The sequence below is a fragment of the Achromobacter sp. UMC46 genome (assembly GCF_014170335.1).
In the GTDB taxonomy this organism is placed as follows: Bacteria; Pseudomonadota; Gammaproteobacteria; order Burkholderiales; family Burkholderiaceae_B; genus Achromobacter.
Genome location: NZ_LZZS01000029.1, coordinates 1 through 14068 on the forward strand (window position 1 = coordinate 1; position 14068 = coordinate 14068).

Sequence of the window (14068 nt, forward strand, 5' to 3'; positions counted from 1 at the left end):
GCCCGTGTGTGGCGAGCTCCTTCTTCCATCGGTAAATAATCGAGCGCTTCACACCCAGCATCAAAGCCAGTTGGGTGCCAGTAACCTGGCCTTGCTCCAACTGGCGAACCGCCTCGACCTTGAACTCGCGGCTATGGTGCTGGCGCTTGGCGCCGGTCGCACTGCTATCGGGCTTGGATTTATCCATGGGACACCTCCTTCAAGTATTGTCTACTTCTTCGGGTGTCCGGAAAACCTGGGCTAGCTCAGTCTGACACCTTATCCCAAGCCTCTTTGGGAAGTACCCTCGACAACGGGTAGCCAGTGTCGCTGCCAATCGGGAAAACCTATTGATAGGCACAAAAACAAGACAATTTCTGCGTAAAACCTTGTGGCCTGTTTTCTCACCGAAGCCCAAAAAAATCCCACACCTTGTAAAATGGCGTTACCTAAAGCACGGGAGACAACCATGGCTGAGAGGGGTTCGCACGAAACGGAACTAAGCAAAACGATATCCGGTGCCGAGCGCGACCGACGTGTAGCGACCGTCAATTACGCACGCACATCGGTGGGCCTGGAAGGATTCTCGCGCAGTGCAGCAGATGAAAAACATGCCCAACGCTTCATCAATGGGGAAATCGCGTTAGCCGACTTTGTGCAGCCGCGTAGTGCCTCGGCGCACTCAAAAGCTTAGTCATGACGAAGAAATTTTAGGTGGTTGAAGCTAGTGCAGGATAGGCTACCGCCGGGTTTTGTACTACATGGAACAGTTCAAGATGGCTGATCAGCCGAGATCAGGAAACGCTCTTGTTGGATTGGCTAGACTGTAGCGACAACTAAAAATCAATGCCTTTAGGAAGAAGCAATGCAAATTCTTGTTGAGACTATACGGGTCGCAGGATTTCGAGGGCTAAAAAATATCGAGATTACTCTACAAAAAGTGTGCCTATTGATTGGACTGAATAATGCCGGCAAGACTTCGTTGATAAAGTCTCTTCAGCTAGCATTGGGAGATTACGGGCGATATCTATCTGATGAAGACTTCCATATCCCCCCTCAAGAAAAGCGCATGTCTGAGATTCGCGTCGATATTCGAGTAATCTCGGTAGACGATGCCGGAAAGCGCCAGCAGAAATTTTCCCCTGAATGGATAAGAGAATTCGGGGATAGAATTCAATCCGAGGCAACAGGACATCAGTTCATCGCTATACGGACCATAGCGAGAGCAAACCTAATAAAAGGTGGCTTCGACGTGGCCCGATCTACGCTTGATCAATGGCCCCCATTTGAAAGCTGGCAAACAGCGAAGGTTAAGGAAAATCGACTAACCAGTCGCTTTCAAAGTCTACCGCTGGTATCTATAGACGCCCAGAGGGATATTCAAAGCGACTTGAAAGATCGCTCCTCCTTTGTTGGAAAGGTGCTAGCTAGTGTCGAGTACAGCGAGGCAGATATTACGGAGTTGGAAGGGTTAATTTCAAACATCAATTCCAATGCTGTAGAGAAAAGCGAGTCACTAACTAGACTTAAGACTCATCTTTCACTTTTAAATGAAGCAATTGGAGGGGATGGAGCAGCTGAAATAACCCCATTTCCAAAAAAAATTAGAGATTTATCAAAGAACTTCTCCGTCCACTTCGGCGCAACCGCCGAGTCTACGTTCTCCATGGAATATCACGGGATGGGCACGCGAAGCTGGGCCTCCATGCTCAGCATCAGAGCGTTCTTAGAGCTTCTTCTGAAAAAGCATGCCGAAGAGCAGCAGCCGATACATCCCCTTTTAGCCGCAGAAGAACCTGAAGCGCACTTGCATCCGAATGCGCAAAGAGCTCTGTACGATCAGCTTTGCAGTAGCAATGGGCAACTTATAATAAGTACACACTCCCCATTTCTTGTGGCAATGGCTGATCTGTATGAAATCCGCTCACTAAGCCGGACTGCAGGAGTAATTTCCACTCATCAAGTGCGCCACCTAATAAAGCCGGAGGAAAAGAAAGCTGTAGCAAGAGAAGTTATGAACAGGAAAGGGGATCTCTTTTTTTCAAGAGCCATCATCTTGTGCGAGGGTATCACCGAGGAGCAGGTCCTGCCTGCAATGTTCAGCTTATACTGGGGAAAATCGCATCTAAGCGCTGGAATTTCCTGCGTAAGCGTAGGCGGAAAAGGCTATAGGCCATTCGTAGCCATGGCAGCCAGCTTCGGCATTCGCGTGTATATCCTTAGTGACAATGACGGGGACACCAAAGAGGAAATCACCCGACAAATCTCGAATCTGAGAAAAGACTCAGAGTTGACTCTAACCGAGGATCACTTCGCCGTTGGATACATGGATGAAAGCAACGATTTCGAGGCGGAGCTACTGTCCCATGGACTACGAGAAGAAATAATTGAATCGTTTGTTCGCCTGAAAGTTAACGGACGAGACAACGAACACTATTTGGCAGCACAGAAACGAGAGTGGAACGCCCGCACAGATCCTGAGCTGCTAGAGCTTATGCGGAATTCAAAAGCGTCTTACGCTGGCTTTTTGGCGGACGTTATATATGACAACAAAGACGAGAAGCCAACTAAGGATCTAATTCCGGCCTCGGTACTGGCTTGTTTTGACACTATTAAAGGATGGCTTCAATGATGCAACTATCTCCTAAACAAGCTGAGGTGGTCCGTGCTCCGTTGGGACAAGCCATCCTCGTCGAGGCAGCAGCAGGATCGGGAAAAACGCGAGTGCTGACGGAACGCGTCCGATTCATATTAGAAAGCACCCGACGTGACGGTGTTATTGCACTAACCTTCACCAACAGGGCTGCTGACGAGATGCGGGGTAGGCTTGACGACATAGACGACCTATCCGAGCGATGCTGGATAGCAACGATTCATTCCGTTGCGCAACGGGTTTTAAACCAATACGGGCACACGATTGGCCTTCCCTCCGATTTACATATATACGAGCGTGACCAGGACCGGAAAGCTGTCCTAATTCGTTCAATAATAGATAGCGGGCGAGGTGTCAATGACGTGCTTGATATCGGCGACGATAGCAGCACAGACCGAAACAAGGTAATTCAAAACTATCTAGATCAGTTCTCCATCATCAAACGGGAACTGCTAACTGAGGAAGAAACGCGCTTGCGCTACTCGGCAGATGATAGTTTTTGGTCAATATTCACCACTTATCAAGACGCTCTTCTGGAGAGCGGTGGCATAGATTTTGATGACATTCTAGTCTACGCGCATCGCATTCTTTTAGAGCAACCTTGGTGCCGCGAGATTTACCTTGCAAAATATCAGCACATCTGCGTTGATGAAGCTCAGGACCTGAATCGAGCCCAGTACGAATTTATCAAGGCTTTATGCGGAGAAGATCTCAAAAGTCTATTGTTGGTGGGGGACTCCGACCAAATGATTTACGGCTTCAATAGCTCATCTGCCGACTTCATGTGTAGGAACTTTGATTTAGATTTTTCTCCACTTAAATTTTCTTTGCGAGAGAACTATAGAAGCTCAAGAGCGGTTATCTCACTAGCAAATAAGCTAAAACCTGGAGCACAGGAGCTAACAGCGTTTGTTTTGGCCGGACACCATGAAATCCGTGAGTTTGCCAACGAGGATGAAGAGTCTAACTGGATCGTGACATCCATTCAGAGTTTGCTAACTCGTGGCCAGCACCCGGAGATCGAAGGACAAATTGATCTTGCGAAAATGGTCGTAATTGCAAGAAACAGATTTGTTTTCTCTACGCTGGAGAAAAAACTTACCGAAGCAGCTATCCCGTATTCTCTAAAAAAAGGCGAGCGTTCAACAGAACCTGATTCGCTAATAGGTCGCGCACTAGATCTAGCTATTCGAATCCGAATCAACCCTAGAGACTGGGTCGATGGCCGAAAGTTATGCCAAGCACTAAAGATAAAAGAGCAGTATGAAAGTAGTGATGATGTGCTGAACATTGTCGCCGATACTGTTCAGCAGTCTGTAGTCCCGAACAGAGAAATCCTATCATCATTACTGCGCGCAATTTCGTTGTTAGACATAGAACAACCGAATATCCCAAAGCTATGCAGTGAAATCATAAAGAACATCACTGAAATAGCAAAAACTACAGATAAAGCAAACCTGCCGGAACTGGAGCGGGCGATCCAAGAAGTTAACGATTTTTTAACTGCATGGACAACGTTTCGGCGGAAAGGTCTCGGGGAGACTTTAGCGGCGTTCCGCAATGCCATTGCCCTAGGCCAGGTAAACGATGACCCTGAGATTTCAGGGTTGGTTCTTAGCACTGTCCATACCATGAAAGGTCTGGAGAGAGACATCGTTTTTCTGATGGGTATGTGTGAGGGCGTGTTTCCAGATTACCGTGCAAAAACCCAAAAAACACTCGCGGAGGAACTGAATAGCGCTTTTGTTGCTATAACGCGAGCTAAACGTTGGATTTATATAACCTACCCTCGCAGTAAAGTTATGCCTTGGGGAGACTCTAAAAATCAAGCTGCATCACGATTCGTTAGCACACTACGGTCTTAATGTGTGGCACCACTTCAGGTGACCTTGATCGAGCTATGTATGCTGTACTGTACCGAATTTTCGGTACAGTACAAGTACAGTGACCAGTTTTCACCAATTCAGGTAAAACACGCTAACCTACTGATTTGAAACTAGTTTTACCTATTTCAACCTACGCTATAATTCGCCGCATTTCCCTGTAGAAACACTGTAAATCACCGACTCAAAATCCCCCGCCGCAAGGCGTGCCGGTTCGATTCCGGCCCCGGGCACCAGATTCGAAAAAAGCCGTTAACTCTCTGCGAGTTAGCGGCTTTTTCATTGCCTGCGATCCGTCCTGCCTGCGCTGCGTATCCGCCCAACGGCGCGCGCCAACACTCAGGCGCGAGCGACCCAGGCGCCATCCACGTCGGCCAACTGTCCGCTGATCTTGGCCGCGGTGTCGATAACCGACGCTCGGAATGGCTCCAGGCGGCAGTGCTCGGTACGCACGATCAGGCTCAGTCCGGCCACCACCTTCTTTTCCATGAAGATGGGCGCAGCGATGCCTATGGTGCCAGGGGTGATCTCGGAATCGCTAACCGCTACGCCGGCCTCGCGAATGGCGTCGAGCTCTTGGCATAGATCCTTCAGGCTCTGCCGATGTGAGTTGGCTCGCACCTGCTCTTCATGGGCAAGATACATGCGCTCTAGCGCGCGGCGGCTCTGGTGCGCCAGAATGACCTTGGACGTCGCCCCCCGAAACATCGGCATGGTGGCGCCGCGTTCATAACGTCCGATGCGCGCGGTCGGGTCGCCGATCTCCTGATAAATGCACATGACTTTGTCTTGGTAGCTGCGGGTGAGCACCGACGCCGAGAACGGCGTGGTGGCTCCCACCAACTGGCGCATATGAGGCTCGGCCACCGTCAACAACGGATCGCCGTGACGCATCAGCAGATCGAAATGCGCAAAAGTCGGCCCCAACACGTAGCGCGCACCCATCACGGGGGTCAGAAAGTCGGCGTGCACAAGTTCCTGCACATCGCGATAGGCCGAACTGACGGAAATATCCATTTCACCGGCGATTTCCTCGACGGACCATGCGGCCCGCCTGTCATACAGCTGCAGGATATGCAGTATCCGGTTGCGTGTCCTGATTTCGCCCGCCAATTCGCGACCTCCATACCATTGCGCCAAGCAGCGCGAAATTTCGCACTGATTGCGAAAGTCTATTTTCCCGCAATTCTAGCATCGCGGGCTACTCGCCTTGATCTGGCAACCCGAATGACGCGTGCGGGGGACTTGCCAAATCGTAAACTCGATGCAAAAATTACTTTATTCGCAACCAATGCGAATACACATATTTTTGCAACGAGGTGAGCGATGGCTAACGACGAGACTTCCGAAACCCGCATTCCAGTGACCTTGCTGACGGGATTCCTGGGCAGCGGCAAGACGACTTTGCTGAATCATTGGCTGCGCGACCCTGCATTGGCCGACGCGGCGGTCATCGTCAACGAGTTCGGCGAGATCGGCATCGACCATGCACTGATCGCCAGCAGCAACGACAACACCATCGAATTGACCACGGGATGCCTGTGCTGCACCGTGCAGGGCGATCTGGTCGAGACCCTTCGGGATTTGCGCGCCAAGCGCAGCGCAGGCCATATCGCAGCCTTCGACCGGGTTCTGATCGAAACGACGGGCATGGCTGACGTGATCCCGGTGATTCAAGCCCTGATGACGTTTCCGGTCGCCCGCTCGTTTCGCCTGAACCGCGTCCTGACCGTCGTGGATGCAGTAAACGGACAGAGTACGTTGGCAGCGCACCCGGAAGCCGTCAGACAGGTGGCCGTCGCAGATGCGGTCATCGTCACCAAGACCGACCTGCCTGGCGCCCGCGCCACGGCGCTGGAGGGGGAGCTTGCGCAAATCAACCCCGGCGCGACGCGCGTGGTGTGCGATTCGGCGAGCAGACCGAACGCCATGGTGCTGGATGGTCCCGACGTCTACGCCGCGTCAGTGCGCCCGGAGCAGGTGCGGCAATGGCTTAACGCCGCTCCCTACGCGACGGGCCATGAACACGAGCATGGCAAGGACCACAGCGATGGCCCCGCACACGTTCACGAACAGGCTCACGATCAGGCTCACGAACATGCGCATCGCCATCGCCATGCGCAGATCGACAGTTTTTGCCTGAATTTCAGCGAGCCTCTGCAGTGGTCGCAGGTCAGCGCCTGGTTGGATGCACTGGTCATGACGCACCCGGACGAGCTGCTGCGCGTCAAGGGCATTGTGCACATAGCCGGCCACGAGCGGCCCATCGTGCTGCAAGCCGTGCAGCGCCTGTTCCATCCGCCAGCGGAGTTAGCCGCCTGGCCCGGCACGGACAGGACATCCCGAATGGTTTTCATCACCAAAGGCCTTAGCAAGGACTACGTCATGCAGGTATGGGACACCGTGCGCCAGCGCGCCAGCCAGCCTGCCGCCTGCGCCGCCTGATCGTTTCAGCAATCGCCCATCACAGGAAAAAAAAGCATGGATACTTTGATCAAGAATGGCCTGGTGGTTTCGCCGCAGGGTCGTCTGCGCGCCTCCATCGGAATCAAGGGCGGCAAGATCGCCGGCCTGTACGAGGCGGGCGCCGAGCCGCAGGCGACTACCATCATCGACGCGACCGGACTGACGGTGTTGCCCGGAGCCATCGACATGCACTCGCACCACCGTCAAGGGTCGCAAAAGGGGTTCGAGTACAAGGACACCATTCACACGGCCACGCAGCAATGCGCCGCCGGCGGCGTCACCACCAGCGTGGGCATGCCCAACGTCACCCCGCCACCCAACTCGCTGGATCTGCTGGAAAAACAGTTCGCCATCTATCGTAGCGACGCGGTGGTCGATTGGAACTTCAACCCGGCGCCGACCATAGAGTCGGAAATGCAGGCCATGAGCGCCACGGGCATTGCCGCATTCAAGATCTTCATGGTTGTGGATACGGGGCGAGACTATCCGCACATGCCCGGCATCGGTGTGCATGACCACGGCAAGCTGCTGCGCATCATGCAGCGTTGCGCGGAACTGGACGTTCCGTTGATGGTGCATCCGCACGACCAGGCCCTGATGGACGTGATCGAACAAACCTATTGGGATCGCGGCGAACGCGACGCCCTCGCCTATGCCCGCGCCTATGCCGCCCATGACGGCGTCATCTGGGAAACGGCTATCGCGACACTGCTGCGGCTACAGAAAGCAGCCGGCTGCCACCTCCATATTCTGCATACCCAAACCGCTGGCAGCGTGCAGTTGATTCGCGAAGCCAAAGCGGCAGGCCAGAAAGTCACCTGCGAGATCAATCCGTGGGCCCTTTTCCTGGGCTGCGAATGGTCGGCCATCCAGCGCCTGGGCTCGTATGCACTGTCCTACTGGGTTCCCGAGAAAAACGTGCCCGGACTGTGGGAAGGGTTGAACGACGGCACGATAGATATCGTTGCCACCGACCACGCCCCGCACACCCGCGAAGAGAAAGAAGTGGGCTGGACCGACGGCTGGAAAGCGCATACGGGCACACCTTCGACGCAGTTCTACCTCAGCATGTTCCTGACCGCGGCGCTAGAGGGCAAGATCAGCCTGGAACGGGTGGCCCAGGCCTGCTCGACCAAGCCTGCCGAGCTATTCCGGCTGCGCGACAAAGGGGAAATCCGCGTCGGCCTGGACGCTGACCTGGTGCTGGTCGACCTGGAGACCGAATACGAAGTGCGCGACGAGGACGTCCTCAGCCTGGTGGGCTGGAGTCCCTATGCCGGCCGCCGCCTCAAGGGCAAGCCGGTGCGTACCATTGTGCGCGGCACGACGGTGTATGCGGACGGGAAAGTGGTCGGCGCCAAGGGTGGCGGCAAGATAGCTGCCGCGGCCCGCTGAGCGAACGCCGCGCAATACTACGACACAAGGGGAAATCAAAATGAATCGTCGTCAGTTCTCGCGTTTGTTGGCCTCCTCGCCGCTGCTGCTGTCCGCGTTGGCGCAGGCCCAGGAAGGGCCCGCCACCACGTTGATCGTGCCTTACCCGCCAGGCGGGAACACGGATTATGTCGCCCGCATTACCTCCGACTCGCTGCGGCGCACGCTGGGATTGCCCGTGGTGGTCAAGAACCAGGCCGGCGCCGGCGGCACCATCGCCACCGACGCGCTGATCCGCTCCCGCAACGACGGCAGCACACTGATGGTGGGCTCGATCGGCCAGGTCTCGCTGGTGCGATTCCTGTTCAACGTGCGCTACGACCCGCTGAACGACCTGGTGCCGGTGGCAAACATCGCCAGCAATCCGCTCGTCCTCACCGTGCCGTCCGCCTCGCGCTTCCAGAACCTGGCGCAATTGATCGAATATGGCCGCGCCAATCCCGGCAAGCTGACCGTTGCGCATGGCGGTGAAGGTTCGATGTCGCATATGTCCGTGCTGGTGTTTCTCAAGCGCGCCGGCATCGACGCAACCCTTATCGGCTATCGCGGCGGTGCGCCGGCCCTGCTCGACACCATGGCAGGCACCACCGACCTTTACTCGGCCAACATATCCGAGATCCTGCCCTATAAAGACAGCGGCCGAATTCGCTTCCTGGGCGTGTCCAGCCGTCAACCGGTGCCTCAACTGCCCGGCGTACCGGCCATCGCCGACACCATTTCGGGGCACGAAATCGAAACCTGGAACGGCCTGTTCGCGCCGCCCGGCACGCCAGCCGAGGTGGTTGACAGGCTGGCTGACGCGGTGCAAATCATGCTGCGCGACCCCGACGTGCTCCGCAAGTTCGACGCCTCTGGCAGCCAACCTTGCGTCGGCGAAGCCAAGGAGAAGTTCGCCCGTCGTATCCGGGATGACATCGCGCTCTGGACGCCGCTTGTGTCGCTGATCGGCGTCAAGCCTGCGAATTGAGACACTCGAGAGTCCGCGGCGGGTGGAGGGTGGCCCTGCCCGCCCCTCACCCGACGCAACGGCGGCGAACTACCAGCGCACCGTCACACCCACGCTCCCGTTGGGTCCGCCCTCGGTCCTGACGCTGCCGCCCGCAGCCCACATCTGGCCCAGTTCGCCATACACGCCAAGGTTCGGACTGACCTGCCAAAGCCCGCCCAGCGCAGCTTCCGTGCGGGTGCCGCCGGTCGGCGTCGAGATGTCGGTGGAGGCCGCCGGCCCGACGAAACGCGCGCTGTCCGTGCCACTGCCCGAATGCCACACATCGATGCGTGCGTAAGGCTGCACGGTACCCGCGGAGGTGGCGATGCTGCTCTTGATGCGCACGCCGATGCGGGCGGCCCAGCTGCTCGCGGGGTCCTGTTGCACCTGGGCACCGACGAGGGTGCTGTCGTTCAGGCTCAGGCGCTGGTGCACCAGTTGAAGCTGCGGCTCGATGCGCCAGTTCGACGCCACGTTGAACGACCGCCCCACTTCGACCGAGGCCAGCAAGCTGTGACCCTTGTTCTGGCTGGACTGGAAACCGTCGGGACCAATGTTGCTGCGGTGACGACCTGCCTGCAGCACGCTGTCGACATACAGGCCCTCGTCATTGCGGTAGGTGGCGTAGCCACCCAGGTACTGGTTCTTCAGACCGTTGCGACCGGCGGCATAGCGGTCGATGCCCCGTGCAAAGCCAGTGACCTTCATGTCACCGTCAAGCTGACCCACATAGAGGCCCGCGCGCCAGCGGGTATCGGCCCAGACGTCCGTGCCGGCCTGGAAGCCGGTCAGGCGGCCCTCGCTGTGCGGGCTGACGACACCGCCCTGGCCCATCTCGCGGTCGATGCTCACGATGCGGGCCCAGGCCTGGCGTTGGCGTTGCGCGCCGTCGCCGCCGTTCGCGACACCCGTATCGCCGACGCGCCGGTGCAGGGTGGCCAGCATCGCCAGGTTGGCCTCGCGCAACTGCTCGGGCAGGGCGGCGTACAGAGGCACTTCGGCACGGTACGACGTCGGGCCCGCCGCCGTCGAGGTGCTGCTCAGGTACGCGCCGCTGGCCGAGTTGTGAAGCTGGTACTCGTAGGCGCCCGCCAGCACCGGAGCCGACAAGGCGAAGACATCGCCCTGGATACTGGCACCGTTCTGGGTCCCGACGATCTCGATGCCGTCGCCCGTGGTCTGACCTCCCAGGCCGCCAAGGTTGGTGATGGCCACCTTGGTGTTGCCACTGGCCACGGCGCTGGCGCCGCTGAGCATCACCTTGTCCGTCGCGCTGCGGTTGTCGCCCAGGGCCGTGCTCACGGCCAGGGTGCCGCCCTGGCCGACCCAGGGGCCGGTGACAGTGAGGACGGTGCCCGGCGCGCGGCCCATCAGGCTGACGGTGCCGCTATGGCTGATGCTGACCACGCGCTGGTCGTAGCCCGCCAGATCCAGCGTGGCGCCGCGCGCGATCGTCACGGCGCTGCTTGTGCTGAAGGCGTTGGCCACGCCCGCGCGCAGCGTGCCCTCGGCGACAGTGGTGGCGCCACTGTAGCTGTTGTTGGCCGCCCCCAGGATCAGTGTGCCGCTGCCTTGCTTGGTCAGATCTGCGTTGCCGCTGATGCCGCCCGTGAGGGTGGCGGTGTGGGTGCCGGTGTCGAACGTCGGATCGTTGGTGCCCGTCATGCGGATGGCATTGGCGACGATCAGGCCATCTGCGACGAAGCCCAGCGTGGTGCCGTCGTCCATCGCCAGCACGCCGCTGCCCAGCGCCTCGCTGTGCCCCAGATCGATGCGCCCCGCCTTCAGTTCGGTGCCACCGCTGTAAGTGCTCGCGCCTGCAAGGGTCTGCGTGCCTGTGCCTTGCTTGATCAGGCTGCCCGTTCCGCCTATCGCGCCGGCAAAACGCTGGTCGCTCGCGTCGCCGAAGGTCAGCGCATGGGTGCCCAGCTCGACGCTGCTGCCGGCCACGCCCGATAGCCAGCCGATACCGCGATGGCCGTTGGCCGCGCTGATGTCCAGGGTGGCGCCGCTGGCATTCAGGCCCACGCCGCTGCCGCCCAGATCGCCCGCACCGCTAAGCGCCAGCGAGCCGCCCTGGACGGTGATGCTCACCGGTGCAAGCGCCCGGTCCAAGGTCCAGCCGCCACTGCCGCTCTTCACGAGTTCACCCGCGAAAGTGGTGCTGCCGGTCACTGCCTGCGAATAAAGCTGGTTCGGCGCGTGGCCGTCGAGCGTGAGGATTGCAGACGTATTGCTGCCGATATTCAGGTCGCCCAGGATCTGGCTGCCGCTGAACAAGCTGACCGCATTCGCGCCCGTTGCGTTGAGCGCGACATTGCCCAGGATCGTTGCGCCCGCCCGGTTGAACACTGTGGCCGCTCCCGTCACTGCGCGCACCGGGGTGCCGGCTGCGGCGAGCGTGCCCGCGTTGTCCAGCGTGCCACCGTTGTTCAGCGTGATGGCATTGGACAGCGCCACTCCGCTGGCGACTTGCAGCGTCGCCCCCCGGCCCGCCCCGTTGTCCACCGTGACGGCACCGCTGCCCAACGCGCCATGGCTGCCCGCCACCAGCATGCCTTCGCTGACCTGCGTGCCACCGCTATAGGTATTGGCGCCCGAGAGCGTCAACGTCCCGCCACCGACCTTGACCAGCGCATTGCCCGCCCCATCGACGATCGACGCCGAGATGCCGACGCTGATGCCCGCATCGGTATTGATCGTGGCCTGTGTGCCCGAGGCCGGTTCCATGACCAGGCGGCCCGGCGTAGCGCCGCTGTTGTCGGCCACCAGGTTGTAGCCATTGGCCGAAAACTGCAGCGTGTCGAAGCTCTGCGGGCCCTGTACTGTCACAGTGCCCGGCGTGGCGCCCGCGTCGCTGCCGAACACGGCCACCGAGCCCAGCCATGCAGCCGGTGCCGTGTTCGTCGGCACATCGTTGACCCAGGCGCCCGCGAAGCCGGTCCAGACGCCCCCCGTGCCACCGCGCCAGAACTGCAGCGTCTGGCCCGTCCCCTGCACCGACAGGTTGATCTGGCCGCTCTGGCTGGTGTCCAGCTGATGCCCGCCCACCGTGAAGCTTCCACCCGTGCTGCTGATCTGCTGCATATCGAACTGGCCGGAGAGCGCGCCCGCGTAGTCGAACAGCCGGTACCAACCGGCCGACGATGCGCTCGCCCGCAGCGTTCCGCCTAGTGCGAGATCCCCCCCCACCTTCACCAAGTCATTGCTGACGCCGCCCACGGCGCCGGACTGGCCAAGTTGGAAGATGCTGGTGGAGCCGCTGCTCAGCGTGAGCGCACCGCCAATGGTCAAGGTGCCGGGGCTGCTGCCCGGCGACAGCGTGCCGCCGCTGGCGACAGTCACACGGCCATCGATGCGGCCCAAGCCGCCCAGCGTGCCGCCATTAACCTGCACATTGCCGCCGATGGCACCGTTCACCACCAGCGTGCCTGCGTTGACGGAGACCGGCCCGCTGTACGCGAGGCTGTTCCCGGCAAGCACCAGCGTGCCCGCGCCGGCCTGGGTCAGCGCACCCGCTCCACTGACGCCGCCGCGCAAGGTCAGAATCGTCCCCGCGATCGGATCGAAGCTGCCACCGGCCGCACCGGCAGCGATGGCCCGCGACGTGCTGAAGGTGGCCGTGCTTTGCAGGCGGCCGCCGTTCAACGTCAGGGCGCCGCTCGCCGCGCCCAGATTGGCGTCAGACGCGACGGACAGGATGCCGCCCTGGACCGTGGTGCCGCCGGAATAGCTGTTGCTGCCCGAAAGCGTGAGCATGCCGGTCCCGGTCTTGGCCAGCGCCCCCCCGGAAACAACGCCGGTCAGGCCGAGCGTGGTTGAAGCGTTCGTGTTCAGGGTGGCGCCGGCGCTGCCAATCGTCACATTGCGCGACATGCTCAGGTTCGCCGTCGTCTGCAAAGTGCCACCGTCCAGTGTGAGGCCGCCACTCTCAGCACCGAGGCTGGCATCGCCGCTGATGGCCAACGTGCCCGCGCTGACCGTCCATGGCGTGAGGGCTGCGGTCGAGCCGCTCAGCGTCCAGGTGCCCGTGCCGACCTTGCCGAAGCTGCCGAAGTTCCGGTATTTGGCGCCGATCTCGCTGACCGCAAAACTGCTGGCGCCCGTGCCGCCAAGGTTCAAGGCATTGTGGGTCCCCGCGCCGCTGGCGCCGATGACATTTCCCTGGATATCCGAGCCCGTGTTGATCTGCAGTGTGTTGTCGCCCGCCGTGAAGGCGATGGCATTCGCCCGCGTCGTTCCATCGGCGGCCAGCCCTCCTCTGATCGTGCCGCTGTTGGTGACGTTGAGGCTGGCGCCCGTGATCCCGACGCCTCCTTCTCCGTCCGAGGCGCCGCCGCCGAGGATGACGCCGCCGTTGCCACCGCTGATGGTGCCGCTGTTGTTGATCGTGAGCGCATTGCCCACGATGCCGCCACCGCCCTGACCCGGGTTCATTTTGCGACCGGCGCCACCCACGCCGCCTCTGATGGTTCCGGAATTCGTGATGCTCAGGTTGTTGCCGTTGAGACCCTCGCCACCGTCACCCGCTCTCTCGCCAGCGCTCCCGGCAGTGGTTTCCCCCACAGCACCGCCGCCCCCCCCCGCTATCGTGCCGCCGTTCACAACGGTGCCGCTGCTCGCATTGGAAAAGAGGACCGCCGTACCGCCATCGCCGCCAAACCC

General features: G+C 59.5%; 9 protein-coding genes. 6 read left to right on the forward strand and 3 right to left on the reverse strand.

Features of this window, described 5'->3' with window-relative positions:
• A partial coding sequence (locus tag A9973_RS20005) for a transposase (RefSeq protein WP_183015431.1) occupies positions 1–187 on the reverse strand: 187 nt, incomplete at its 3' end.
• Between the two features lie 657 nt (positions 188–844).
• Here A9973_RS20005 and A9973_RS20010 point away from each other — a divergent pair.
• A complete protein-coding gene (locus A9973_RS20010; RefSeq protein WP_183015432.1) occupies positions 845–2611 on the forward strand; it encodes an ATP-dependent endonuclease in 1767 nt (588 codons plus the stop codon).
• Entirely contained in the window at positions 2608–4497 is a 1890-nt protein-coding gene (locus tag A9973_RS20015; RefSeq protein ID WP_183015433.1) for an ATP-dependent helicase, read from the forward strand. The genes A9973_RS20010 and A9973_RS20015 overlap by 4 nt, the downstream gene beginning before the upstream one ends.
• A gap of 357 nt (positions 4498–4854) precedes the next feature.
• Here the strand turns inward: A9973_RS20015 and A9973_RS20020 are convergent, their stop codons facing one another.
• Positions 4855–5628, reverse strand: coding sequence for an IclR family transcriptional regulator (locus A9973_RS20020; protein ID WP_183015434.1), 774 nt, complete (start codon positions 5626–5628; stop codon positions 4855–4857).
• 213 nt (positions 5629–5841) lie between these two features.
• Here A9973_RS20020 and A9973_RS20025 point away from each other — a divergent pair, with 213 nt between their 5' ends.
• The 3 genes from A9973_RS20025 to A9973_RS20035 are packed head-to-tail and all read left to right on the forward strand — an operon-like array spanning position 5842 to position 9382.
• Complete coding sequence (locus tag A9973_RS20025) at positions 5842–6960, forward strand: GTP-binding protein (RefSeq protein ID WP_183015435.1); 1119 nt, start codon at positions 5842–5844, stop codon at positions 6958–6960.
• A gap of 18 nt (positions 6961–6978) precedes the next feature.
• On the forward strand, positions 6979–8376 hold the full coding sequence (locus tag A9973_RS20030; protein WP_370539511.1) for a dihydroorotase family protein: 1398 nt from the start codon (positions 6979–6981) through the stop codon (positions 8374–8376).
• A gap of 40 nt (positions 8377–8416) precedes the next feature.
• The gene (locus tag A9973_RS20035; RefSeq protein WP_183015437.1) at positions 8417–9382 is read left to right on the forward strand and encodes a tripartite tricarboxylate transporter substrate binding protein; all 966 of its coding nucleotides are present in this window, start codon (positions 8417–8419) and stop codon (positions 9380–9382) included.
• A gap of 69 nt (positions 9383–9451) precedes the next feature.
• Here A9973_RS20035 and A9973_RS20040 read toward each other — a convergent pair whose 3' ends face one another.
• Entirely contained in the window at positions 9452–13480 is a 4029-nt protein-coding gene (locus A9973_RS20040) for an autotransporter outer membrane beta-barrel domain-containing protein (RefSeq protein WP_370539512.1), read from the reverse strand.
• On the opposite strand from A9973_RS20040, the gene A9973_RS31220 reads away from it, so the two are divergent.
• Positions 13362–13829, forward strand: coding sequence for a hypothetical protein (locus tag A9973_RS31220; protein ID WP_255469240.1), 468 nt, complete (start codon positions 13362–13364; stop codon positions 13827–13829). The genes A9973_RS20040 and A9973_RS31220 overlap by 119 nt on opposite strands.
• Positions 13830–14068: the final 239 nt, after the last annotated feature.

Bases quoted from the DNA above. Each gene is read 5' to 3' on its own strand.
- A9973_RS31220 (WP_255469240.1), top strand. From the start codon at position 13,362: ATGGCCAACGTGCCCGCGCTGACCGTCCATGGCGTGAGGGCTGCGGTC.
- A9973_RS20010 (WP_183015432.1), top strand. From the start codon at position 845: ATGCAAATTCTTGTTGAGACTATACGGGTCGCAGGATTTCGAGGGCTA.
- A9973_RS20015 (WP_183015433.1), top strand. From the start codon at position 2,608: ATGATGCAACTATCTCCTAAACAAGCTGAGGTGGTCCGTGCTCCGTTG.
- A9973_RS20025 (WP_183015435.1), top strand. From the start codon at position 5,842: ATGGCTAACGACGAGACTTCCGAAACCCGCATTCCAGTGACCTTGCTG.
- A9973_RS20035 (WP_183015437.1), top strand. From the start codon at position 8,417: ATGAATCGTCGTCAGTTCTCGCGTTTGTTGGCCTCCTCGCCGCTGCTG.